Raw genomic sequence first — 24,707 nt, forward strand, 5'->3', positions numbered from 1 at the left:
AGCCAAGGGTGATAATATTAGCAGTAACTATAGGGTTAGGGTGAATTCAGTGCGATTTTCGTTATTTTTTATTGTGATGTGTTGGAGTGTTTTTGCTTCAGCTCAGGCAAAAGATGTGTTGGTTATTCACTCTTATCATCAAGGCTTTTTCTGGACAGATGATTTCCATAAAGGACTATCTGATGAGCTCGATCGCGATGGGTTATCTTACCGGGTTGTTTATCTCGATACCAAGCGAACTCAAAACGCTGAATACTTAGAGCGAATTTATCAGCTATACCGCACTAAGCTGTCGCATGAAGAGTTTGCCGCTGTAGTCGTCAGTGATAATAACGCCCTCAATCTGATGAAACGCTTAGCGCCCGAACTCAATGGCACGCCCGTTATTTTTGGTGGCATTAACAATTTTTCTCCGCAAATGGTTGAAGGCTTGCATACAACCGGTATCACTGAAGATATTGATATAGCAAGCAATATCGAGTTGATTAAGCGACTGCAATCGACGGTTAAAAAAGTATATGTGGTTACTGATCACTCGGTAACGGGTGAAGCTATTCGCGCCCAAGTGGATTTTTTCCTACAAAATCGTCCTGATTTTTCTGGGCTGGTGGAGCAATATACGCCTGATTCTTATCAAGAACTGATGACGTTCGTGCAACGCGCTGATCTAACCAAAAGCTTGTTGTTCTGGGCCTACTACCGCGACATCAATGGTCGTGTCAGTAGCAAAGAAGACTGGCGTCAGCTCAATAAAAAAACTCAGATGCCATTGTATATCGTGCATGATTTAGGACTTGGGTTTGGTGCGATTGGTGGCGTGATCCACAGTGGAGAAACGCAAGGTCGAGACACGGGGCGCGTGCTGTTGAGCGTGCTGAACAATCCTAAGGCTCCATTGCCATTGGTGGTTGCTGGCGCGCCAGAAATCAAACTCGATTACCAACAGATCTCACGTTGGGATTTGGGTGCAGAGAATGAAGCCTCAGTAACCTTCCTCAATAAGCCGAAGTCATTCTTAATGCGCTATCGCGATGAAATTCGCACCATCGGTTTAATGTTCTTGAGCATGTCGTGTGTTATCGCGGTGTTGGTGTATTACCTTAACCGTCTGAAGAAGAGCGAACGTGCAAGTCGCCAAAGCCAACGACTGTTGGAGTCGATATTTGATCAGAGCCTGCAATTTATGGGCATCATTGATAAGGGTGGCGTGCTGCTGTCGAGTAACAGCAAGTTACATGAGCTGCTTTATAATCAAGGCTATAAACTGGGAACGCCGCTGCAACAACACCAACATTGGGAAAGTTCTGCGCGAGAAGTGCTAGCCGAATATTTCATCGCAAAAAGTGAGCGCCCAGCCTTACGATTTGAAGCCGAGGTGTGGTGTCGAGATCGCGGTGCGATGGTGTTGGATATTTCATTGAAGCCGATGCCGGGCAGTGAAGACGAAGACATTCAGTTTCTCTTTGAGGCGCGCGACGTGACCTCACGTAAGCTTGCTGAGAATAAGCTGTTCCAACGTGAAGCAAACTTGAAGCTGTATTACGACAAACAGCCGGTGATGATGATTACGCTCGATGGCAATAATCGCATTCAACAAGTGAACCAGTTTGCCGAAGAGCTTTTGGGATACCCTCTCGATCAGTTGTTGGGCCATCGCCCTAGAGAATTCTATGTTGATGAGAACGCGATGATTCCTCGTCATATCTTGCTGCAACCTCAGCATAAGATTCGTGGTGTGTGGCGTCGTGATATCGAATATCGCCATGCCGACGGCAGCAAGAGCTGGATTCGTGAAAATATCCGCCCGTTGGTGGAGTCTGATCAGCTGTTGATTGTGGGTGAAGACATCACCGAAACGCACGAGCTTTCTGAAAAGCTAGAGTATCAGGCTCGCTATGACCTACTGACTGACACCTTTAACCGCAACCACTTTGAGCAAGAGCTGCAAAAGGCGCTGAAAGAGGTTGAGAGCCACATGCGAACTCACGCAATGTTGTTCCTAGATTTGGATCAGCTGAAAGTGCTGAACGATACCGCAGGACATGAAGCGGGTGATGCTGCGATCTTGTTTAGCGCCAAACTGCTAGAAGACGTACTGCCTTACAATGCGGTGTTAGCGCGAATGGGTGGCGATGAGTTTGCTGTGCTGATGAAAGACTGTACTGAACGAGATGCGGTGAATGTGTGTCGCAGTATTATCTCGATGATGAGTGAGAATCCATTCTTGTGGGATGATATTCGACTCAACCTGACGTGCTCTATCGGTATTCGATTGATCGACCATACAGCAGCTTCACCACAGATGGTGCACGCTCAGGCGGATGCAGCTTGTCATGCCGCTAAAGAAGAAGGTCGCAATCGCTATCATCTTTACCATCAAGATGATGAAGACCTGCGTCGTCGCCATCTTGAGATGGAGTGCGTTAACCTAGTGCATGAGGCCTTGGCTAACGATCGCTTAGAGTTGTTTGCGCAGCGAATTCTTGGCCTAGATGAAGACAGCGATAAAATGCACTTTGAAATCTTGGTCCGCATCAAGAACATCCAAGGGGAATACATCTCCCCGGGGATCTTCATGCCAGCCTCAGAGCGTTATAACATCGCGCATTTGATTGACCGCCAAGTCGTCAGTCAAACCTTGGGTTGGTTGGAGCAACGCCCTGAGGTTATTGAGGAACTGGGGATGTGTTCAATCAATCTTTCCGGTCACTCGATGGGTAACCGTGAGTTTGTCGAATTTTTGATAGATAGCCTGAGCGATTCATCGATACCGTGTCATAAGATTTGTTTAGAGATCACCGAAACAGCGGCCATGAGTAACATGAAGCAGGCGATCAAGTTCTTCACTCGAATCAAAGAGCTTGGCTGCATGATTGCATTGGATGATTTTGGCTCAGGGCTATCGTCATTTGGCTATCTGAAAAAGCTGCCTGTCGATATTGTAAAGATCGATGGCTTGTTTGTACGTGATATTGATGTGAATGAGATGGACCATGTGATGGTTCGCTCGATCAATGATCTTGCCAAGCAGATGGGCAAGCACACCGTGGCTGAGTTCGTTGAAAATACCCAGATTATCGACAAGCTTATCGAACTGGGTGTGAACTACGCGCAGGGCTACATCATAGGGCGACCTAAGCCACTCGCAGAGCTTGTTGAAGAGTTAAGACAAGAGCGAGAGACAGAGCCATTGGTTTAGGTAAGCCGACTTTAGCTGGGAATACTTTTCACCGCTAATATGTATTGTTGAGGCAATCAGGTAAACTGGTTGCCTCTTTTGTTTTGAATACTACTGTCTGTTGGAGACGACCTTGCAACTACAACTGATTTGCGAAGATGCTACCCAAATCGATCATTTGAATGACTTAACGACCCGCTGGAACTTATCTCATGATGAAAGCAGTGATTTTGCTTTGGTACTGACTAGTGAGCGACTTGAGCTACGTAAAGTCGATGAGCCTAAGCTTGGCGCTATCTTTGTTGATTTAGTGGGAGGCGCTGTTGGTCACCGACGTAAGTTTGGCGGTGGTAAAGGTCAGGCGATTGCCAAAGCAGCTGGTTTAAACAAAGGCGCAACGCCAACTATTCTTGATGGTACTGCAGGCTTAGGGCGCGATGCGTTTGTGTTGGCTTCTCTAGGTTGTAAGGTGCAAATGGTCGAGCGTCACCCCGTTGTGGCCGCACTGCTTGATGATGGCTTGCAGCGAGCGCAACAAGACCCAGACATCGGTGGTTGGGTAAGTGAGCGTATGAAGCTGATTCACGCATCCAGTCACGATGCGTTGGATAAGCTCAGCAACGATCCTGACTTTGAACAACCTGATGTGGTGTACCTCGACCCTATGTACCCACACCCAGAGAACAAAAAGAAATCGGCTCTGGTCAAAAAAGAGATGCGCGTATTCCAATCTTTGGTGGGTGCCGATCTGGATGCTGATGGCCTATTTGAGCCAGCGATGAAGTTGGCATCGAAGCGAGTTGTGGTTAAAAGACCGGATTACGCAGCTTGGTTAGACGAGCAAAAACCGAGCATGGCGATCGAAACCAAAAAGAACCGTTTTGACGTCTATGTGAAAGCATCAATGACTTAATTGAAGCATCAATAACTTAGATACACGCTAAGAAAATTTCCCGTCATAAATACGATAAATTGCCATTTAACACTTGCGATAGTCGCGTTACAGATGTATATCTAACTAAGAATCATTATTATTCTTAGCTGGAGTTGAAGCATGGCTAAACGCTTTTGTAAGTTAAACCGTCGAGATATCACCGAACACTTGGGCGAGATCCACAGCTTGGTGACTGAACCTAAGTTCGTGTGTCGTTCTTGCGCGCGTTCTTCGGCGGATCAAGCGAATCTATGCAAACCCACCGCAATTCCACCTCTTGGTTGTCAAAACAAACCCGTTGAAGAGAAAGTCGCATGCGGCCTGCTAGCGGAAACATTACCTGCACCAGAACTGTCGCTTGCGGAAATCAACGAGGCAATTGAACCGAGCGTACAAATGTTCGATCCAGCCGCCGCTGATATGGCCCCTGAGCTTGCCAAAAAAGAAGCCGCACAGAAAAAAGCCAAGCTGAAAAAACTGATGGCGAAGGCGAGCGGTGATGAGAAAGCTGAACTCAAACAAGCGAAGAAAGCGGCTAAGAAACAAGAGAAGTACAATAAGAAACTGGCGAAGATGATTAAGAAGCAGCAAAAGCTGTTTAAGAAAAGTCAGAAGCTGGAAAGTGAATTGGAACGAATCAACCTACAACTTGATGATGTTGCCTTTACTGAAAGTAAGACTCAGGTAGTGAGCCACAATCAAATCCACTGAAGTTGATTTGAATGGTTTATTGCTACAGCGATGATTTAAAAAGAGCGACCTTAGGTCGCTCTTTTGCTTTTTGGGGTTATCCGAGCTGACTCATGTAGCTCGTTCAAATCAGCTAAGCGTTGCTTGCGGATCTTGCTACGCGCTTCTTCACCCACGTCTCATTGACGAATAAAGAGAATAAGATAACGGCGCCACCAATAGACAAGCGAACCAAATCGACATCTCTGTTCCAAATCAGGATATTCACCACCAGACCAGCAGGAACCAAGGCATTGTTCATCACTGCCAGCGCGCCAGCATTGACCATGCACGCGCCTTTATTCCACATAAAGTAACCCAGCCCCGACGCAATCAAGCCAAGGTAGATCAGGATTCCCCATTGAAGTGTGGTGGTGGGCAGTTTCTCTGGGTTGCCTAGTAGCATGAAAGCCACTGACGCGACACATAGCGCCCCTAAGTAGAAGTAACCAAATACGGTTCGCTGAGGCAACTCGGTCGATTCCTTCTCCATCACCACCTTGTAGCCCACCTGACCAATAGCAAAGCACAGGTTCGCGCCTTGCACGACGAGGAAGCCGACTAAAAAGTTTTCGTTAATACCTGCGAACTTAATGAATACCGCGCCCAATACCGCAATTGCCGCTGTCACTAGGTACCACGGAGAGAATTGCCCTTTGAGAAAGTCATAAATAAGCGTGACGTAAATTGGCGTGAAAACGGTAAACAAAAGGACTTCAGGAACGGATAGCAGTAAGAAAGATTGATAGTAGAAGCAGTACATCAGGCCAAGCTGGATACCACCAATTGCCATCAATTTAGCGATCAGCTTACGCGATACGCCGCGAAACTTTAGGAAAGGGAGAAATACGACGCCGGCAAGGGAAACACGCATTAAAACAGAGAACCAAGAATCAACCTGACCCGCAAGGTAAACGCCGATCAGGCTAAAGGAGAAGGCCCATAGGAGGGTAACACCAGCTAAATAGCTCATAGTAAAACTTCGTTAATAAGATATGAGCTGTATGTTACCTAACCTTAATTCATTAGTCTTCTGAATCTCTTAGAGGCACGACCAGCATATCAACCGGAGAGGCGTTGATCAGTTGGCGTGTTGAAGAGAGCAGCTTGCTCCAAAAGTCTTGATGGTGACCGCAAACCACGAGATCAACATTGAACTCGTTGATGGTGTCACACAGCTCATGACTCAAATCACCACTGCCTACTAGGGTATGGGTGATCGGGTATTGGGCGTGCTCCGCAAAATTTTGCAGCTGAATACGAGACGCTTCCATCGCGTTGTGCTGGGTTTCGGCCATGTTGATATCAATCAGGCCGGTATACAGCTCTGCGTAGTTAATATCGATATGGATAAAAGAGACTTTGGCTTCCAATGGCTTAGCCAATGCTACCGCTTTATCCACAATTAATTTGCTGTCTTCTGATAAATCGACCGCGACCAAAATATGTTTGTAACTCATATCGCTACCTCCTTTATTCATTGTCTGATTTAAGATTAGCACTATGCGATGGCTTTTTTTGCTGAAGTGATCTCATATCCACTGTCTTGCGTAATGACAGCTCGAAATATTGGTTAACTAATGGCCTGCGAGATATTCATTAAATAGTGATATAGTAGAGAAAATTGAGGATGTAATTAGGAGTCTTAAATGCTGTCAAAAACTATGGTTGAGCAACTGAATGATCAAATTAACCTAGAATTTTTCTCATCCAATCTATACTTACAAATGAGTGCTTGGTGTGAAGACAAAGGATTTGAAGGTGCAGCAGAGTTTCTGCGTGTTCATGCAGTAGAAGAAATGGAACATATGCAGCGTCTTTTCACTTACGTAAGTGAAACAGGTGCAATGCCAATTCTAGGTGCGATTGAAGCGCCAAAACATGAATTTGATAGCCTTGGTGCTGTGTTCCGTGAAACTTATGAACATGAGCAAATGATTACTCAAAAGATCAACAAACTGGCTCACGTTGCTTTCAGCACACAAGATTACTCAACCTTTAACTTCCTGCAATGGTACGTTGCAGAGCAACACGAAGAAGAGAAGTTGTTTAAAGGTGTATTGGATAAGCTAGAGCTTGTTGGTGAAGACGGTAAAGCACTGTTCTTTATTGATAAAGACCTAGCGCAATTGGCAAAAGATGGTTCATCTTCAATTATGGAAGCTCCTGCCGTTTAGGTAGTACGGGAAAGACACTGATTATCTTTTTCTTTTGAGTTTTCTTATGAAGATGTAGGGAGGAAAGGATGATCAGCGGCGACACTATTCTATTTGCACTAATGGTTGTGACTTGCGTGAACTGGGCGCGATATTTTACTGCGCTAAGAACACTCATTTATATAATGCGAGAAGCACATCCTCTACTTTATCAACAAGTAGACGGAGGTGGATTCTTCACAACTCATGGCAATATGACCAAGCAGGTTCGCTTGTTTAGTTACATCAAAAGCAAAGAGTACCACCATCATCACGACGAAGTGTTTATGTCGAAGTGTGATCGCGTAAGACAGTTGTTTATACTTTCTTCCGCTCTGCTGGGTGTAACGTTGCTGTCTTCTTTCATCGTCTAAGTTATTTAGTACGTGTGAAGTAGAGTTTAGGTTTTGGTGTAAAGCTTCGGTTGTTGGTTCGCTAAGCCAAGTAGTGGTTTTGCTGCTGTCTGCAAATTGTACATCAATTGCAAAGTTTAAAATTGCCGCTAGAATAGCGAGCAATTAGTAAGGATGTGCTGTTTATGCACATCCTTTTTTATTGATGGCATTTCGAGAACAGGGCGTACTCGAGGTGCAAAAGTGAAGAAAGCAGAACCCCAATGAGTGAAAAGTTTGATGTAATCGTAATTGGTGCGGGCGCCGCGGGCTTAATGTGTGCTGCGGAAGCGGGTAAACGCGGCCGACGAGTGCTGGTGGTTGATCATGCAAAGAAACCAGGCAGAAAAATTTTAATCTCAGGTGGCGGTCGTTGCAACTTCACTAACTATTATGTTTCAGCCAACAACTTCCTGTGTGACAACCCTCATTTCGTGAAGTCAGCTTTATCTCAATACACCAACTGGGATTTTATCTCGATGGTGAGCAAGTACGGTATTGAGTTCGAAGAGCGCGATCACGGCCAGTTGTTCTGTGTCAATGACCACACCGCAAAAGACATTGTGAGCATGCTGCTTGACGAGTGTAAGCAAGCGAAAGTCGAACAACGCTACCGTTGTGATGTTCACTCTATCGAAAAAACAGATGCTGGCTTCAAGATGCACCTCAATACCGACGAAGTTGAGTGTGACTCGCTAGTTGTCGCGACAGGTGGTTTGTCGATGCCTAAGCTGGGCGCAACGCCATTTGGCTATAAGATTGCCGAGCAATTTGGTTTGTCTGTGATGCCAACTACCGCAGGCTTAGTGCCATTCACTCTGCATAAAGAAGATAAAGAAGCTTTCGCAGAGCTTTCTGGTATCGCAATTCCTGCTGAGATCACCGCGCAAGACGGAACCTTGTTCAAAGAAGCGTTGTTGTTTACTCACCGCGGCCTATCGGGTCCTTCAGTTCTGCAAATTTCTTCGTTCTGGAAAGCGGGTCAGTCGGTTTCGATTAATCTAGTACCAGAAGTGGATGTGGCTGAGTTGCTAGCTAACTCTCGCGAGAAGCACCCAAATCAGAGCCTGAAAAATACCTTGGCAAAAGCACTACCAAAGCGTTTTGTGGAAGTGCTGATTGATCGTAAAGAACTGGAAGACAAGCCGCTCAAGCAGTTCAATGAAAAACAGCTGAATGACATCGCAGAGTATCTAGAAAACTGGAAAATTGCGCCAAACGGCACCGAAGGCTACCGAACGGCTGAAGTAACTCTAGGCGGCGTAGACACCAATCACCTATCTTCAAAAACCATGGAATGTAAGAGCGTGTCTGGCCTCTATTTCATTGGTGAAGTGATGGACGTAACCGGTTGGTTAGGCGGCTATAATTTCCAATGGTGTTGGAGTTCTGGCTTTGCAGCAGGTCAGTGGGTTTAAGTTTACCCATTAGATTTTAAATGACATAAAAATGGCGAGTCATAGGACTCGCCATTTTTGTATTCAAAGCTTGTTATCGTTGATAATTCGGGAAGTCGCGTAGTGCGATAATCCTAATCTTTCTGGGCATTAACTTTCAGGGCTGAGGTTGTTTTTCTTCTTTCCCCATTTGATCTGCTGGATAACAAGGCCGGCAATGATCAGTACCAAGCCAAACAGGGTCGCTGGGTGAATCTCTTCGCCGATAATAGTGGAAAGTAGCATCAGTGAGATAAATGGCGAGGCAAAAATTAGGTTGCTGATACGCGCCGTATTGTTGGTTAGCTTGAGTGCTGATAGCCACAATACAAAGGTAATGCCCATCTCGAACAGACCAACGTAAGTCACCGCCATCCAACCCTTCGCCGTAATTTGGCTAAAGCTTTCGCCCTCAAAAAGGGTTAAACCGATCGCGAAAGGTAATGCCACTAAGAAACCAAGCAGTACGCCAACCACTGGGTCAGCCTTGTTTTTGGTGTTGAGAATCCAATATCCCGCCCAAAGCAGAGTAGAAAGCAGCGCCAGTGCCACACCGAGCGGGCTATCGAACTGCATGCCTAACACATCTCCTTTGGTGGCAATAACCACCACACCCGCATAGCTGAAGGTACACGCAATCCAGTCTTGTTTACGAATCTTTTGCCCCAGAAAAACCGCCGCCATTAAGGTTAGCGTGATAGCCCAGCTGTAGTTGATGGCTTGAGCTTGAGAAGCGGGCAGCAGGTCGTAGGCTTTGAATAGAATCAGGTAATAAGCCAATGGGTTAACCAAGCCGAGCAGCAGGTAATACCAAGGGTTTGAAAGGAACGTTGTACTCAGCTGAGAAAGCTTGCCTTGAAAGGCGCAGACTGCGATCAGCGCAATCGACGACACAATACTGGCAATGGTCAGCATTTGAATCGGTGAAAACTCAGCAAGGGTCAGCTTAAAAGCAGTAGCGACCGTTGACCACAGCAGTACTGCGGAAAGGCCAAAGCCCAAGGCACGACGTTCGTTCATGGCAACTCATTCTAATTTGATGGGACAGAATACGGAGCGCCTAGTCTATCTGTCGAATTTTAATACGGCAAACTGGACATTTATCCAGTATCAAAATACCATTTAATGAGTTATTTCAAATTAGGCTAAATCATTATCATGCAATGGATTATCGAACATCAGGCAACGCTTATTGCTGCAATTTCTGGCGCGCTCGTCAGCGGCGGTGTCGTGGGTTGGTGGATTAAACAGAAGCTCTCTTTTCAGCAGCGATTGCTCGAGCAGCAGCTAGAGTCCGATCGTTTGTTGCATGAATCTCAGCAAGCTCAGCTCAAAGCATCACTCGCAGAGGCGCAACAAGAGCTCGATGAGTTAGATGATGACCGAGACAAAGCGGCATTCGAGCTCAAGCAGGCGCACGGTAAGGTGATGGCTGCAATGGAAAAACTGCGCTACTTTGAGGCGGTAAAGCAAGAGCGCCAGCAGTACGCTGATGAGATCAATGTGCTTAAAGATCATAAGTCTGAATTAGAAGCCGAGCTGCGCGAGCAAGAAGCAAGGCATGACCAAGAAAACCTCGCCAATAGCGAAAAGCTGCAGTTGCTAGAGCAAGCTGAATCACGACTTAAGCAGCAGTTTGAATTGTTAGCGAACCAACTGTTTGAAACCAAAACCGCCAAGGTCGATCAGCAGAATAAGCAGAGCCTAGAAGGTTTGTTGTCTCCACTAAGAGAGCAGTTGGAAGGCTTTAAGAAACAAGTGAACGACAGCTTCAGCCAAGAAGCCAAAGAGCGTCATACTTTGGTGCATGAGCTTAAAAACCTGCAGCGTCTTAATGAGAGTATGACGCGTGAAGCGGTGAACCTGACTCAAGCGCTAAAGGGTGACAACAAACAACAAGGTAACTGGGGCGAGGTGGTGCTGGCTCGCGTGCTTGCTGAATCAGGACTGCGCGAAGGCCACGAATACCAAACGCAAGTGAACCTGCAAAACGATGCGGGCAAGCGTTATCAACCGGATGTGATTGTGCATCTGCCACAAGACAAGCAAGTGGTGGTCGATTCAAAAATGGCGCTGGTGGCATTTGAACGCTATTTCAATGCCGAAACCGATCAGCAACGCGATGCTGCATTGCGCGATCACTTGGTGTCACTGCGAGCGCACATCAAAGGCTTGAGCCAGAAAGATTATCATCAGCTCAAAGGCATACAGAGTCTGGATTACGTGTTGATGTTTATCCCGGTTGAACCAGCATTCCAAGTGGCGATTCAGGCGGATCCTAGCTTGGTGAAAGATGCGATGGAGCAAAACATCATCTTGGTCAGCCCAACCACTTTGCTGGTGGCACTGCGTACAATTGATAACCTGTGGCGTAACGACAGACAGAACCAGAACGCACAGGTTATCGCAGAACGTGCGAGCAAGCTTTACGACAAGCTGCGCCTGTTTGTTGATGATATGGAAGGCCTTGGCAGCTCACTTGATAGAGCAAACCAAAGTTATCAAGGGGCGATGAATAAGCTAGTCACAGGGCGAGGCAACGTGATTCGTCAGGCCGAAAGCTTCAAGCAATTGGGTGTTGAAGTGAAGAAACCGATCTCGATTGGTTTGGCCGAAATGGCGCAAAATGAGGCTTTTTCAGAAAATGCCTCCTTAGTAGAAAGACAACCCGCTGAGGATAAAGTAAACTAATCGGCCGCAGCGCCTCTAAACACGGAGCGTGCTGTCGATGAGAACTTACCATGGTAGATAACAGCATTATGGACACAAGCGTGCAGACAAATTCAGCAGTAGAGTCAGAAACCACACACTTTGGTTTCGAAACAGTCGCGAAAGACGAAAAAGTCGCGAAAGTAGCAGAGGTATTTCACTCTGTAGCCGCTAAATACGACATCATGAATGACTTAATGTCGGGTGGTGTTCACCGTTTGTGGAAACGATTCACGATTGATTGCAGTGGCGTTCGCCCTGGTCAGCGTATTCTAGACCTTGGTGGTGGTACTGGTGACCTGACGGCGAAATTCTCGCGCATCGTTGGTGAAAAAGGCCACGTAGTTCTTGCTGATATCAACAATTCAATGCTGAATGTTGGCCGCGATAAGCTGCGTGATAGCGGTATTGTTGGCAACGTACATTACGTACAAGCGAATGCTGAAGAGTTGCCTTTCCCAGACAACTACTTCGATTGCATTACTATCAGCTTCTGTCTGCGTAACGTAACCGATAAAGATAAAGCACTTCGTTCTATGTACCGCGTGCTTAAGCCGGGCGGTCGTCTATTGGTTCTAGAGTTTTCTAAGCCAGTGCTTGAGCCTCTTTCTAAAGTGTACGATGCATACTCATTCCACCTATTGCCAAAAATGGGTGAGTTGATTGCTAACGATGCAGACAGTTACCGCTACCTTGCAGAATCTATCCGCATGCACCCAGACCAAGAAACACTGGAAGGCATGATGCAAGAAGCCGGCTTTGAGAATACGAAATACTACAACCTAACGGGTGGCATTGTTGCGCTGCACCGAGGTTACAAGTTCTAGTTGAACTTGGTAGCAAGCGCTTTGAGCGTGTTAGATCGAAAATAAGAATAAAGATAGAACGGATAGGTTAAGGCTTATCCGTTTTCAAAGGTAAGGACAGTCATGCCATTTGATCCATTGGTAACCGCGGTTATTGAAACCTCTTTGAATACGCTAGTAAACGATGACCTAGCACTGGTTCGTCGTTTGTCTCGTTTAAAAGGGCAGATCATTCAAGTCAATTTGAAAGAGTTGAATAAAACACTTACGTTCGTTTTCAGCCAACAAATTGATGTGTTGTCAGAGTACGAAGGGCAACCTGATTGCTACTTATCTTTGAACCTATCCGTATTGCCAGAACTGCGTGAGCAATCGAATATCACTAAGCTTATCAAGCAAGATAAGTTGATTTTGGAAGGTGATATTCAGTTGGCACAGAAGTTTTCTCAGCTGATGACAGACTGCAAACCTGACTTGGAAGAGTGGTTGTCTCGCGTGACAGGTGATGTGGTGGCTCATACCTTGGTCCAAGGCGTTAAGAATGTTGGTGGCCTTGTGGCTAAGCAAGCGACCAAACATCAAAACCACTTCGCTCAGGTTCTGACTGAAGAGTGGAAGATCGCTCCAGCGCCATTAGAGGTGGCACATTTTTGCGATCAGGTTGACGACGTGAAAAGCTCAGCTGCACGCCTTGAAGCTAAGTTGAACGCTCTGTTGGAGAAAGCATGACCCCAACAGAACTGAAACGTCTTTATCATATTATCAAGGTACAGTTGGAATACGGCCTTGATGAGTTGATGCCGGAACACCAACTGACTAAAGCCCCTTTGTTGGCGCGAAAGTCACTGTTTTGGCTCAAGAACAAGCATCAAGATAAAGAGTTGGGTCATCGCTTGCGCCTTGCGCTGCAAGAACTTGGTCCAGTGTGGATCAAGTTTGGACAGATGATGTCGACACGTCGTGATCTGTTCCCTCCTCATATCGCCGATCAGTTGGCGTTGTTGCAAGACCAAGTTGCGCCGTTTGATGGTCAACTGGCGAAGCAAGATATGGAAAAGGCGTTGGGTGGCAGTTTAGACAACTGGTTTACCGACTTTGATATCGAGCCACTGGCTTCTGCTTCTATCGCTCAGGTGCATACCGCAAAGCTTAAAGAGAGCGGTCGTGAGATTGTTCTGAAGGTAATTCGACCTGATATTCGCCCGGTGATTGACGCAGATCTAAAACTGATGCACCGAATGGCGCGTATAGTCGCTAAGTCGCTTCCTGAAGCACGTCGTTTGAAACCGGTTGAAGTGGTTCACGAGTACGAGAAAACGTTACTTGATGAACTCGACCTGCGCCGTGAGGCGGCCAATGCCATTCAACTGCGACGTAATTTTGAAGGCAGTGAAGAGCTGTATGTTCCAGAGGTTATCCCTGATCTAAGCAGCGAAACCCTGATGGTGTCAGAGCGAATCTATGGTATTCAAGTCTCCGATATTGAGACGCTAGAAGCCAACGGCACCAACATGAAATTGCTCGCGGAACGCGGTGTGACGGTATTCTTCACCCAAGTATTCCGAGATAGCTTTTTCCATGCAGACATGCACCCGGGCAACGTATTTGTTAACCCAGAGAATCCAGATAACCCTCAGTGGATTGGTTTGGATTGTGGCATTGTTGGTACGCTCAATAGCGAAGATAAGCGCTATTTAGCAGAGAACTTGTTGGCTTTCTTCAATCGAGATTACCGTAAAGTTGCTGAGCTACACGTTGATTCGGGGTGGGTGCCACACGACACTAACGTCAATGATTTTGAGTTCGCGATCCGTATGGTGTGTGAGCCCATCTTTGCAAAACCACTTGGCGAGATCTCATTTGGCCATGTGTTGCTAAACTTATTTAATACAGCAAGACGTTTCAACATGGAGGTTCAACCTCAGTTGGTGCTTCTGCAAAAGACCTTGTTGTATGTCGAAGGCCTAGGCCGTCAGCTGTATCCGCAACTTGATTTGTGGGCAACGGCGAAGCCTTTCCTTGAAACCTGGATGATGAATCAGGTGGGGCCGCAAGCTGTGATCAACGCAGTAAAAGAGCGTGCGCCATTCTGGGCAGAAAAACTGCCAGAGCTGCCAGAGCTACTTTATGACAGCTTGCGCCAAGGTAAAGCGATGAACCACAGAATGGATCAGCTTTATCAAGGTTACCGAGATAGTAAGCGTCAGCAAGCAACTGGAAAGTTTTTGTTTGGCGTTGGAGCCACTTTAGTCGTATGCTCCGCAATATTAGTTTCAAGCCCTTATGAGCAGCTATCTATGGGCTGTGGCATCGCAGGTGTCACATTTTGGTTGCTTAGTTGGCGAGCTTACCGTCGTTAGACAGTAGACTCTCTTAATATTTTTATGTGTAGACAGACCCGAGGACAATGACAATGGGTGGTATCAGTATTTGGCAACTTCTAATCATTGCTGTAATTGTAATTTTGCTATTCGGAACAAAGAAACTGCGCGGTATGGGTGGTGACTTAGGTTCAGCGGTTAAAGGCTTCAAAAAAGCGATGAACGATGAAGACAAGCCTGCAGATAAGAAAGATGCAGACTTCGAACCAAAGAATATTGAACAGCAGAAGACAGAAGCTCACGCTGAAACAACTGCTGAAACAAAGAAAGACAAAGAGCAGGCGTAAATCGTGTTTGATATCGGTTTTTGGGAACTGGTATTAATATCTGTCGTTGGGTTAGTGGTTTTAGGGCCTGAGCGTTTGCCCGTGGCGATTCGCAGTATTTCCAAGTTTGTTGGACAAGCGAAAAGCATGGCAAACAGTGTGAAAGATGAACTTTCTCATGAGCTTAAGGTGCAAGAGCTGCAAGAAAACCTACGCAAGGCGGAAAAAATGGGTATGGAAGATTTATCTCCAGACCTTAAAGCGTCAGTCGATGAACTCAAGCAGGCCGCTGCTGAGGTTCAACGTCCGTATGCTAAGCCTGAGTCTGATAAGCCAAGTGAGACTAAACCTAGTGTCATGGAAACTGTGGAATCTGAAACCATTCAGGTCAACAGTGAAGCTTCAGCACCGTCAGATAAGAAAGCCGAATAGTCTCGCAAGGAGGAGTCGCCGGATACTTGATTCGCTAGATGTTTAAATAGATATCTATTCAAGTAAATAACTATTCAAGTGGATACCAATTCAACTGGATAGATACACGCGCGGCTCCTTTTCGATCTTCCTGTTTAAGAGGTTTGACATGTCTTCGACTGAGCAGACACAGCCTTTAATTAGCCACCTTCTAGAACTACGTAATCGCCTACTACGTGCGATTGTCGCGGTGCTAGTGATATTTGTCGGGCTAATTTATTTTGCTAATGATATTTATGAATTCGTATCAGCACCTTTGGTAGATCGTCTACCGGAAGGGGCGACGATGATCGCAACCGATGTTGCATCGCCATTTTTCACACCGCTGAAATTAACCTTGATCGCGTCTATATTCCTCGCGGTTCCGTTTATTTTGTATCAGGTGTGGGCTTTTGTTGCTCCGGGTTTATACAAGCATGAAAAACGCTTGATTATGCCGCTATTGGCTTCAAGTTCATTGCTGTTTTACTGTGGTGTGGCGTTCGCTTACTTTATTGTATTCCCGTTGGTATTTGGCTTTTTTACGGCCATATCATTAGGGGGAGTAGAGTTCGCAACCGACATCTCAAGCTATCTTGATTTTGTACTCGCGCTGTTCTTTGCTTTTGGTATTGCCTTTGAAGTGCCTGTTGCGATTATCTTGTTGTGTTGGACGGGGGCAACAACGCCTCAATCTCTGTCTGAAAAGCGTCCTTACATTGTGGTGGGTGCTTTCATCATCGGTATGATGCTGACACCACCAGATATGATCTCGCAAACACTGTTGGCGATTCCAATGTGTATTCTGTTTGAGATTGGTCTGTTTTTCGCACGCTTTTATACGCGTAAGCCAGATGCGGATGAAGAGGAAGAAGCTGAATCTTGATTCGGAATGCTTCAGTAAAAATCACATAATAAAAAAGCGGCCTAGGGCCGCTTTTTTATTATGTCTGTTTATCGAATCTTTAACTGATAGCCACAGTTCTGACATATATAGAGCTCTTTGATGCCCAAAATTTTATGCCATAGGGTTCGATGTTGACGTTGTAAGTGTTGTGAATGGTCACACATAATCAACTACCTCTATATGCAGGTGGTTGATACTATACATGTCACTTAGCTTTCTCAAATAAATTCAGGAAAAATCCGTAATAATTACTTATTAATAGATTTGTCATAAATTAAACAATGCCTTAGCATTTTTGGTGGTTATGTTTTCGACTTCTTCAAGGGTAATTCCGCGTAATTCGGCGATGCGTTTTGCTACTAATTCTGTGTAGGCTGGTTCATTGCGTTTACCGCGATTCGGTGTTGGTGCCAAGTATGGGCAATCTGTCTCTAGAATGACGTAATCCATATCGAGATGTGGAATCACCTTGTCCATCCCAGAGTTCTTAAAGGTCGAAACGCCGCCTAAACCTAAATGAAAGCCTAGCTCGTTGATCGCTTGAGCTTCCTCTAAGCTGCTACCAAAGCAGTGGAATACCCCGCGTAAGCTGCCATCTTGTTCTTTACGAAGTAGGGCAAGTGTCTCTTCAATGGAATCACGAGTGTGGATCACCACAGGTAGATCAAGCTCTTTTGCCAACTGCAGTTGAGTCACAAACGCCATCTCTTGTTCAGCCTTGAAGGTTTTATCCCAGTACAAGTCGATACCAATCTCACCCACGGCGATAAAGTCATGCTTATCAAACCAAGCTCGAATGGTTTTGAGGGTTTGCTCGATATTCGCATCCACATAACAAGGGTGTAAGCCCATCATTGAACGGCACACATCAGGAAACTGCGCTTCCGTCGCTAACATTGGCTCGATAGATTCTAAATCGATGTTCGGCAATAGAATGGTATCAATCCCTTGAGCCAGTGCGCGCTGCACGACTTGTTCGCGGTCTTCATCGAATTCACTAGCGTAAATATGAGCATGGGTGTCGATCATTGTTTTGTCCTGAAAGCGGTCTTTACTGAGTTGTCATGAGTATACGGCAGTGTGAGGAGAAGGTCATTTTTTGCCATTTATCCCTATTTTTGAGTGGGTTTCATATTTTACTGCTAGCGTCCTGAGCCATCAGTGATATGCTTTTGCCTGTATTTAGCACTTTTCATATCTAAGCATTTCGGTGCTTAGACTAGGCAAGGAGAATCTAGTGTCTGTTTCAATTCAAGGTCAATTCCCAGGTCGCCGTATGCGCCGTATGCGTAAGCACGACTTTAGCCGTCGCCTAATGGCAGAAAATCAATTGTCTGTGGATGATCTAATCTACCCAATGTTTATCCTGATGGGTAAAGACCGCCGCGAGCCTGTCGAGTCAATGCCAGGTGTTGAACGCTTGTCGATCGATTACATGCTCGAGGAAGCAGATTACCTCTCAAAACTGGGTGTTCCTGCGATTGCTCTATTTCCAGTCGTGAACCAAGACGCTAAAAGTTTATGCGCAGCTGAAGCTCATAACTCAGAAGGTTTGGTGCAGCGCGCTGTACGTTTACTAAAAGAGCATGTGCCAAACATTGGCGTTATTACTGACGTAGCACTAGACCCGTTCACCACTCACGGCCAAGACGGCATCATCGATGAAGATGGTTACGTGATGAATGACGAGACGACTGAAGTGTTGATCAAGCAAGCATTATCACACGCTGAAGCAGGTGCGGATGTGGTTGCACCGTCAGATATGATGGATGGTCGCATTGGTAAGATCCGTGAAGCGTTAGAAGAAGCAGGTCATATTCATACTCAAATTATGGCGTACTCCGCGAAATACGCATCGTGCTACTACGGTCCATTCCGCGACGCAGTCGGCAGTGCTTCGAACCTGAAAGGTGGTAACAAGAAGAACTACCAGATGGATCCTGCGAACAGCGATGAAGCGATTCACGAAGTCGCGATGGATCTTAATGAAGGTGCGGACATGGTGATGGTTAAGCCTGGCATGCCTTACCTAGACATCGTGCGTCGTGTGAAGTATGAACTCCAAGCGCCGACATTTGCATACCAAGTGTCTGGTGAGTATGCGATGCACAAAGCAGCGATTCAAAACGGTTGGCTAAAAGAGCGTGAAACCGTCATGGAATCACTGCTGTGCTTTAAGCGCGCTGGTGCTGATGGCATTCTTACTTACTTCGCTAAAGATGTGGCTGAGTGGCTTGCAGAAGACAACGCACAAGCCGCAGAGCACTTAAAAGAAAAGTAATCGTGTAAGGTTCACTTAAGTGATCAGTAAAGGGTTGGCCATTGTGTCAGCCCTTTCGTTTATAAGGATGAATAAGATGTCAGTTGTCGTACGTGAAGGTTCTTTAGAAGAAGTGGTGTCTGTGGTCGAGCAAATCTCTGAGTTCGCTAAAAAAGAGAGTGTCGCTTCTCTTTCAGAGCGGCTAGCAGGGAAAAAGAATCTTATCTTAGTGGCTGAAGAAGCAGATGTGCTGCTCGGTTTTAAGATCGGCTATGAATTGGATCAAGATACTTTTTACAGCTGGTTTGGTGGCGTGTCACCGCTCGCGAGGAACAAAGGCGTTGCACAGGCGCAATTAGACGCTCAGGAACAGTGGGCGAAAGAGCAGGGCTACAGACAGTTAAAGGTTAAGTCTCGTAACCAGTTCCCTGCAATGTTGCGCCTGTTATTGAGAAACGGTTACCTAATCGAAAAATTTGAAGAAAAAGAAGACATTAATGACCATAGAATCCATTTTTTGAAGCAAATCTAAGCAATGCTGTTAACGGTTTATAAATTAAATGAGATTTATTATCATTTAAGTGTTGACTATTAAATGAGAATCATTATTATTAACTTCGTCTTAGGGAATGAGGAAATGTTCACAAGGATGTTAAGTACTCAAGTATCTACTTGGTTACCCAACAGAATTCTCGCGAACTTGTACTAAGTTCTTTTTGACACGACATTGCTCACATTGCTTCCAGTGTAATTTATAGCTTTTAGGTAAAGCTGTGGTATTCAATTTGAATGGCTTTACCGGTTTTTGCTAGGCGACATCTTCGGGTGTCGCTTTTTTTATACCTACCATTTCAACAAGATGCATATTTAGTGGCACGTATTTTTATGAATAAAACGCCATCAACATTCTTTTCCACAACGCAAGATCGAGAAAAGATCGTTGATCATCTGTTCGATCTGTAAAAATATTCTTTATTTTCAGTTGTTTATTGGTGTTTTTTGAGCTGTTCACCGTAGTTCTCAACAGGGTGGATAAATAATATAAACAGAGTTATCCACAGAACGCTTGCGTCTAAGAACAAAAAATAACAACAAATCGATTATAACGAACACAACCGAGTGAACGGATACAGATCGACAACGTGGAATCCAACCAACAGACGTGGCATTCTTAACAGATAATTTCTGTACTTACTGGATACACAAACATTATGGCTCGTATTCCTGATAATCCATTGATTCTGATCGATGGCTCTTCTTACCTATATCGCGCGTTCCATGCTTACCCTGGCACAATGAGCAATGGTGATATCCCAACTAACGCTGTTTACGGTGTAGTTAACATGCTGCGCAGCATGATGCGTCAATTTGCTTCTGATCGTATTGCGGTAATTTTTGATGCGAAAGGAAAGACGTTCCGTGATGACATGTACCCAGAGTACAAGGCAAATCGCCCACCTATGCCTGATGATCTTCGTTGCCAGATTGAGCCTTTGCACAATGTGATTCGTGCAATGGGTTTGCCACTTATCTCTATTCCCGGCGTTGAAGCGGATGACGTGATCGGTACGCTTGCTTCTCAAGCTTCTGCGATGGGTATGCCTGTGCTTATTAGTACTGGCGATAAAGATATGGCGCAGCTTGTCGATGACAACGTTACTCTGATCAATACCATGACCAACGTGGTAATGGATCGTGAAGGCGTGATTGAGAAGTTTGGCATTCCACCAGAGCTGATCATCGACTACCTTGCGCTGATGGGCGATAAAGTCGATAACATCCCAGGTGTTCCGGGTGTCGGTGACAAGACAGCGACAGCTTTGCTGCAAGGCATTGGTAGCATCGAAAAGCTGTATCAAAACCTGGATGATATTGCCGCTCTTGGCTTCCGTGGTTCAAAAACCATGGCTAAGAAGCTGATTGATAATAAAGAGAACGCTGAGATGTCTTACGAGCTTGCAACAATCAAACTGGATGTTGAGCTTGAAGAGACGCCTGAGTCATTAGTAAAAGCACAACCAAACACGGATGAGCTGATTAAGCTATACGGTCAACTGGTCTTCAAATCTTGGCTAAACGAGCTACTTGAAGGTGGCAGTGGTGTGGTTGAGGCGGATGAAAAGTCGGGCGCAGTGCGCAGCAATACGGCATCAACCACTTCTACCGTAGAAATGAACACCTCTGCCGTGACGATTGATCGCAGCAACTACGAAACCATCCTCGATGAAGCGTCATTCAATGCTTGGCTAGAAAAATTGAAAGCGGCTGAAGTGTTTGCTTTCGATACTGAAACGGATAGCTTGGACTACATGGTGGCGAACCTCGTTGGCCTGTCATTCGCGACTGAAGAAGGCGTTGCCGCTTACGTACCGGTTGCCCATGATTACCTAGATGCACCTCAGCAGCTGGATCGCGATTGGGTACTTGAACAGCTTAAGCCGATTCTTGAAGATGACGCACAAGCGAAAGTCGGTCAGAACCTGAAGTACGATATGAGTGTGCTCGCGCGCTACGGTATCGAGATGAAAGGCATCAAGCACGACACCATGTTGGCGTCTTACGTTTTCAATAGTGTAGGTGGCAAGCATGATATGGACAGCCTAGCGCTGCGTTTCCTACAGCACAGCTGCATCTCATTTGAGCAAATCGCAGGTAAAGGTAAGAAGCAGCTTACTTTCAACCAGATTGAGCTGGGTGAAGCGTCTCCATACGCTGCAGAAGATGCGGACGTCACGCTACGTCTTCATAACCGTTTAATGGAAAACATCGAGCAAGACGAAAAGCTAAAAGCGATTTATGAAGAGATCGAAGTACCACTGATTCCAGTGATGTCTCGTATTGAACGCACAGGTGTATTCATCGACGACATGCTGCTAGGCGCTCAATCGCAAGAGATTGCGGTTCGTCTTGATGAGCTAGAGCAGAAAGCTTACGAGATTGCAGAGCAAGAGTTCAACATGAACTCGCCAAAACAGCTGCAAGCGATCCTGTTTGAGAAAATGGGTCTGCCTGTTATCAAGAAAACGCCATCAGGTGCACCTTCAACCAACGAAGAAGTGCTGCAAGAGTTGGCTCTTGATTACCCGCTACCTAAGCTGATCATTGAGTATCGTGGCCTTGCGAAACTAAAGTCGACCTACACAGATAAACTACCGAAGATGATCAACGCTGAAACGGGTCGTGTTCATACGTCTTATCACCAAGCGGTGACAGCAACGGGTCGATTGTCTTCAACAGATCCAAACCTGCAGAATATCCCAATTCGTAATGAAGAAGGCCGTCGTATCCGCCAAGCATTCGTTGCACAACATGGTTGGAAGATTCTAGCGGTCGATTACTCTCAAATTGAATTGCGTATCATGGCGCACCTTTCGGGTGATAAAGCGCTTCTGGAAGCATTCCAACAAGGCAAAGATATCCACGCAGCAACTGCGGCTGAGATCATTGGTGTTGATATTGAGAGTGTGACCACTGAACAACGTCGTCGTGCTAAAGCCGTTAACTTCGGTCTTATCTACGGTATGAGTGCCTTTGGCTTGGCTAAGCAACTGGGTATTCCTCGTGGCGAAGCACAGCACTACATGGACACTTACTTCGAGCGTTACCCTGGCGTAATGCAGTATATGGAAGACACGCGCAGTGCTGCTTCAGAGCAAGGCTTCGTTGAAACCATTTACGGTCGTCGACTGCACCTTCCTGAGATTCAATCTCGTAATGGCATGCGTCGTAAAGCTGCTGAACGCGCGGCGATCAATGCGCCAATGCAAGGCACAGCAGCGGACATCATTAAGAAAGCGATGTTGTTGGTGGATGAGTGGATTCAAGCGGAAGGCGATGGTCGTGTAAAACTGCTTATGCAGGTACACGATGAATTGGTGTTTGAAGTGGAAGAGTCATCTTTAGCCGAAATTGAAAGTAAAGTACAAGAATTGATGGAATCCGCTGCAGAGCTAGAAGTGCCGCTTGTCGCGGAAGCTGGCCACGGTGACAACTGGGATCAAGCCCACTAATCAGTTTTTGACCTTAATAAGCAAATTAGTATGAGCCAGTGCACAAACACTGGCTTTTTTTTGTCTCAAATAAAGTTAAGTCGTAATAAGAATTTAGGTGTTTTAATAAAACATTCATGAAAAAAAACTACAAAAATTGTTTTCATTTCTGAGCAATTGTTGTACATTAAATCTTGTAGGGTACAGAGGTAAGATGTTCTATCTTTCAGACCTTTTGTTTCACGTTATTGGATTAGGCTGATTCAGCCGCCCCAGTCAGTATTTGACTGGGGCGTTTTTTCTTATGCGAAAGAAAAATATTTCCAACCTACCATTCCCCCGTAAAACCTCTCATTTTTAGTGCCTTTATTACACTTTCTCAAGCACAGTGATAAGCCCCTGATTTGCCTTAGATCTGGAATTCGATCAGCTTTTGGTAATTTAAATCCGTCTCTAAGTCGATTGTTTTATCACTTGAAATAACTTTTATTTTACAAGTTATCGATAAAGGATTGATGGATCACGCCTTATTTATCAGTGTATTGAGTCGGTGAATGCTCAATGTAATCCATGATTTTCTGTTGTTTCTCGGTGCTGTATTTCAGTGCTTCGGCGGTGATCTGGATGGATTGTGCCATCGAAGAGATATTGTTGGTCGCTTTTACCAAGGTTTGCTGCATGGGTTTCAGGATAAGCAGATAGATAGCGGTCAAAGCGATAATAATGACGGCGATAACGGCCGCCAGCGCAATGATGATCTTGGTCTGAATGTCATCCAACAGCATTTGACTGGTTTGTTTAAAGGCGAGTCGAGATTGGTCTAAGGCTTGTGGCAGTTGATTGAGTGATGTCTTGGTGGAGCTCGCAAGCTTATTGATACTTTCAACGGTTTGATTGAGGGCTTGTTGCTGGTCGTCGCTTAGGTTGGGGTTGTTGACTATCGCTTGCAAAGATTGCGATATCACCTCAAGAGACTCACTCGCGTCTTGGGCGTACTTTTCCATGCCATCGAGGTCTAAGGTCATATCGACATTGATCAGTGGGGCTTGTTCTTGTTCTTGTTCTGCTTCAGAGGCAAACCCTGTCAGTGAGACCAACATAAGTGCAATGATGGCCAATGGTGTTTTCCACATGAGTATTCCTTTCTCATTGTTCTGATTATTTAGATGTGTCTTTTAGTATGGTTCACTTCTATTGGTTTTAGTGGCTAAATCCGATTTTTAACACTAAAAACTTAGGCTTAACTCACTCATTTTTGGGCAAAAAAATACCCCACCTATATAAGGAGGGGCATTGATAAGGCTAAATCACGTGTTGTAAGTGCTCTAACCTATAGCGATAAGTAGAGGAACTACTCTGAGTCGTTGTGCTCTTCGTCTGCTAACTCATCAATGATTTGATCAGCAAGCGCAGGCGCAAACCACTCATCCATCTTGGCACGCAGTTGGTCAACGCCGATGCCCTTCATTGAAGAGAAGACATCAACCGCAACATCACCACCGAAAGATTTTGCATCGTTACGGATTTTCAGTAGCTGTGCTTTACGCGCACCACTTTTCAGTTTGTCTGCTTTTGTTAACAAAACCTGTACTGGGATGCGGCTATCGATAGCCCAGTAGATCATTTGTTGGTCAAGGTCTTTCATTGGGTGACGGATATCCATCAATACCACTAAACCTTTCAGGCTTTCACGTCGTTGTAGGTATTCACCTAGCGACTTCTGCCATTTTTTCTTCATCTCAAGTGGTACTTGAGCAAAGCCATATCCAGGTAAATCGACGATATGACAACCGTCCGTTACCTTAAATAGGTTGATTAGCTGAGTTCGACCGGGTGTTTTACTGGTTTTCGCCAAGCTTTTTTGGTTTGTAACGCGATTTAGCGCGCTAGATTTACCAGCATTGGAGCGTCCTGCAAACGCAATTTCGATCCCTTCGTCTTCTGGTAAATGACGAATATCAGGTGCACTGGTAATGAAATGCGTGTTTTGATAATGAATTTTTACGCTCACTGTTAACTCCATCTCGACTTTGTGTAGTCGATTGATTACTTTTTTGTGAATTTGTGTAAAATAA

22 protein-coding genes are annotated in these 24,707 nt (G+C 45.5%); 16 read left to right on the top strand and 6 right to left on the bottom strand.

Annotation, left to right across the window (positions count from 1 at the left end):
- The first annotated feature begins 76 nt into the window (after positions 1-76).
- The 3 genes from AB4161_RS06430 (at position 77) to AB4161_RS06440 (ending at position 4,823) form a co-directional block, all read left to right on the top strand.
- Positions 77-3,199 carry an EAL domain-containing protein gene (locus tag AB4161_RS06430; protein ID WP_372083060.1) on the top strand — a complete coding sequence of 1,041 codons (3,123 nt, stop codon included), beginning with the start codon at positions 77-79 and terminating at the stop codon, positions 3,197-3,199.
- Positions 3,200-3,311: 112 nt separating this feature from the next.
- Complete coding sequence (locus AB4161_RS06435; RefSeq protein WP_372083039.1) at positions 3,312-4,091, top strand: class I SAM-dependent methyltransferase; 780 nt, start codon at positions 3,312-3,314, stop codon at positions 4,089-4,091.
- Positions 4,092-4,232: 141 nt separating this feature from the next.
- On the top strand, positions 4,233-4,823 hold the full coding sequence (locus tag AB4161_RS06440; RefSeq protein ID WP_372083040.1) for a hypothetical protein: 591 nt from the start codon (positions 4,233-4,235) through the stop codon (positions 4,821-4,823).
- 112 nt (positions 4,824-4,935) lie between these two features.
- Here the strand turns inward: AB4161_RS06440 and AB4161_RS06445 are convergent, their stop codons facing one another.
- Positions 4,936-5,814 carry a carboxylate/amino acid/amine transporter gene (locus tag AB4161_RS06445; protein WP_372083041.1) on the bottom strand — a complete coding sequence of 293 codons (879 nt, stop codon included), beginning with the start codon at positions 5,812-5,814 and terminating at the stop codon, positions 4,936-4,938.
- Between the two features lie 52 nt (positions 5,815-5,866).
- Entirely contained in the window at positions 5,867-6,301 is a 435-nt protein-coding gene (gene uspA, locus AB4161_RS06450; protein ID WP_017060149.1) for a universal stress protein UspA, read from the bottom strand.
- Between the two features lie 189 nt (positions 6,302-6,490).
- On the opposite strand from uspA, the gene ftnA reads away from it, so the two are divergent.
- The 3 genes from ftnA (at position 6,491) to AB4161_RS06465 (ending at position 8,846) form a co-directional block, all read left to right on the top strand.
- On the top strand, positions 6,491-7,018 hold the full coding sequence (gene ftnA, locus AB4161_RS06455; RefSeq protein WP_004735556.1) for a non-heme ferritin: 528 nt from the start codon (positions 6,491-6,493) through the stop codon (positions 7,016-7,018).
- A 68-nt stretch (positions 7,019-7,086) separates the two neighbouring features.
- Positions 7,087-7,410 (top strand): universal stress protein UspB, encoded by a 324-nt coding sequence (gene uspB, locus AB4161_RS06460; RefSeq protein WP_004735557.1) that lies wholly within the window; start codon positions 7,087-7,089, stop codon positions 7,408-7,410.
- Positions 7,411-7,652: 242 nt separating this feature from the next.
- On the top strand, positions 7,653-8,846 hold the full coding sequence (locus tag AB4161_RS06465; protein WP_372083042.1) for an NAD(P)/FAD-dependent oxidoreductase: 1,194 nt from the start codon (positions 7,653-7,655) through the stop codon (positions 8,844-8,846).
- A gap of 129 nt (positions 8,847-8,975) precedes the next feature.
- Here the strand turns inward: AB4161_RS06465 and AB4161_RS06470 are convergent, their stop codons facing one another.
- The gene (locus AB4161_RS06470) at positions 8,976-9,884 is read right to left on the bottom strand and encodes a DMT family transporter (RefSeq protein WP_017063048.1); all 909 of its coding nucleotides are present in this window, start codon (positions 9,882-9,884) and stop codon (positions 8,976-8,978) included.
- Positions 9,885-10,022: 138 nt separating this feature from the next.
- Here AB4161_RS06470 and rmuC point away from each other — a divergent pair, with 138 nt between their 5' ends.
- The 7 genes from rmuC (at position 10,023) to tatC (ending at position 16,362) form a co-directional block, all read left to right on the top strand.
- Positions 10,023-11,555, top strand: coding sequence for a DNA recombination protein RmuC (rmuC, locus tag AB4161_RS06475; protein ID WP_017063049.1), 1,533 nt, complete (start codon positions 10,023-10,025; stop codon positions 11,553-11,555).
- Between the two features lie 65 nt (positions 11,556-11,620).
- A complete protein-coding gene (ubiE, locus tag AB4161_RS06480; protein ID WP_032554326.1) occupies positions 11,621-12,400 on the top strand; it encodes a bifunctional demethylmenaquinone methyltransferase/2-methoxy-6-polyprenyl-1,4-benzoquinol methylase UbiE in 780 nt (259 codons plus the stop codon).
- A gap of 102 nt (positions 12,401-12,502) precedes the next feature.
- The gene (locus AB4161_RS06485; RefSeq protein ID WP_372083043.1) at positions 12,503-13,108 is read left to right on the top strand and encodes an SCP2 domain-containing protein; all 606 of its coding nucleotides are present in this window, start codon (positions 12,503-12,505) and stop codon (positions 13,106-13,108) included.
- Positions 13,105-14,739 (top strand): ubiquinone biosynthesis regulatory protein kinase UbiB, encoded by a 1,635-nt coding sequence (gene ubiB / locus AB4161_RS06490; RefSeq protein WP_052880270.1) that lies wholly within the window; start codon positions 13,105-13,107, stop codon positions 14,737-14,739. Before AB4161_RS06485 ends, ubiB begins: the two co-directional genes overlap by 4 nt.
- A 53-nt stretch (positions 14,740-14,792) precedes the next feature.
- Entirely contained in the window at positions 14,793-15,047 is a 255-nt protein-coding gene (tatA, locus tag AB4161_RS06495; protein WP_372083044.1) for a Sec-independent protein translocase subunit TatA, read from the top strand.
- A 3-nt stretch (positions 15,048-15,050) separates the two neighbouring features.
- Positions 15,051-15,458: a Sec-independent protein translocase protein TatB gene (tatB, locus tag AB4161_RS06500; protein ID WP_017060155.1), complete on the top strand. Its 408-nt coding sequence runs from the start codon at positions 15,051-15,053 to the stop codon at positions 15,456-15,458.
- A 148-nt stretch (positions 15,459-15,606) separates the two neighbouring features.
- Positions 15,607-16,362 (top strand): twin-arginine translocase subunit TatC, encoded by a 756-nt coding sequence (tatC, locus tag AB4161_RS06505; RefSeq protein ID WP_017060156.1) that lies wholly within the window; start codon positions 15,607-15,609, stop codon positions 16,360-16,362.
- A 288-nt stretch (positions 16,363-16,650) separates the two neighbouring features.
- Here tatC and AB4161_RS06510 read toward each other — a convergent pair whose 3' ends face one another.
- Positions 16,651-17,412 carry a TatD family hydrolase gene (locus tag AB4161_RS06510; protein ID WP_372083045.1) on the bottom strand — a complete coding sequence of 254 codons (762 nt, stop codon included), beginning with the start codon at positions 17,410-17,412 and terminating at the stop codon, positions 16,651-16,653.
- A 208-nt stretch (positions 17,413-17,620) separates the two neighbouring features.
- Here AB4161_RS06510 and hemB point away from each other — a divergent pair, with 208 nt between their 5' ends.
- From hemB to polA, 3 genes are all read left to right on the top strand, one after another.
- Positions 17,621-18,664, top strand: coding sequence for a porphobilinogen synthase (gene hemB / locus AB4161_RS06515; protein ID WP_372083047.1), 1,044 nt, complete (start codon positions 17,621-17,623; stop codon positions 18,662-18,664).
- Between the two features lie 76 nt (positions 18,665-18,740).
- Positions 18,741-19,175, top strand: a complete 435-nt coding sequence (locus tag AB4161_RS06520; RefSeq protein ID WP_048617757.1) for a GNAT family N-acetyltransferase — start codon at positions 18,741-18,743, stop codon at positions 19,173-19,175.
- A 679-nt stretch (positions 19,176-19,854) separates the two neighbouring features.
- A complete protein-coding gene (gene polA, locus AB4161_RS06525) occupies positions 19,855-22,653 on the top strand; it encodes a DNA polymerase I (protein WP_372083048.1) in 2,799 nt (932 codons plus the stop codon).
- Between the two features lie 506 nt (positions 22,654-23,159).
- On the opposite strand, the gene AB4161_RS06530 is transcribed toward polA, so the two are convergent.
- Entirely contained in the window at positions 23,160-23,765 is a 606-nt protein-coding gene (locus AB4161_RS06530) for a GTP-binding protein (protein WP_102428481.1), read from the bottom strand.
- 218 nt (positions 23,766-23,983) lie between these two features.
- Positions 23,984-24,643, bottom strand: coding sequence for a ribosome biogenesis GTP-binding protein YihA/YsxC (yihA, locus tag AB4161_RS06535; RefSeq protein ID WP_017060162.1), 660 nt, complete (start codon positions 24,641-24,643; stop codon positions 23,984-23,986).
- Positions 24,644-24,707: the final 64 nt, after the last annotated feature.

Origin of the sequence: Vibrio sp. 10N.286.51.E5, from assembly GCF_041469125.1 — a bacterium.
In the GTDB taxonomy this organism is placed as follows: Bacteria; Pseudomonadota; Gammaproteobacteria; order Enterobacterales; family Vibrionaceae; genus Vibrio; species Vibrio crassostreae_C.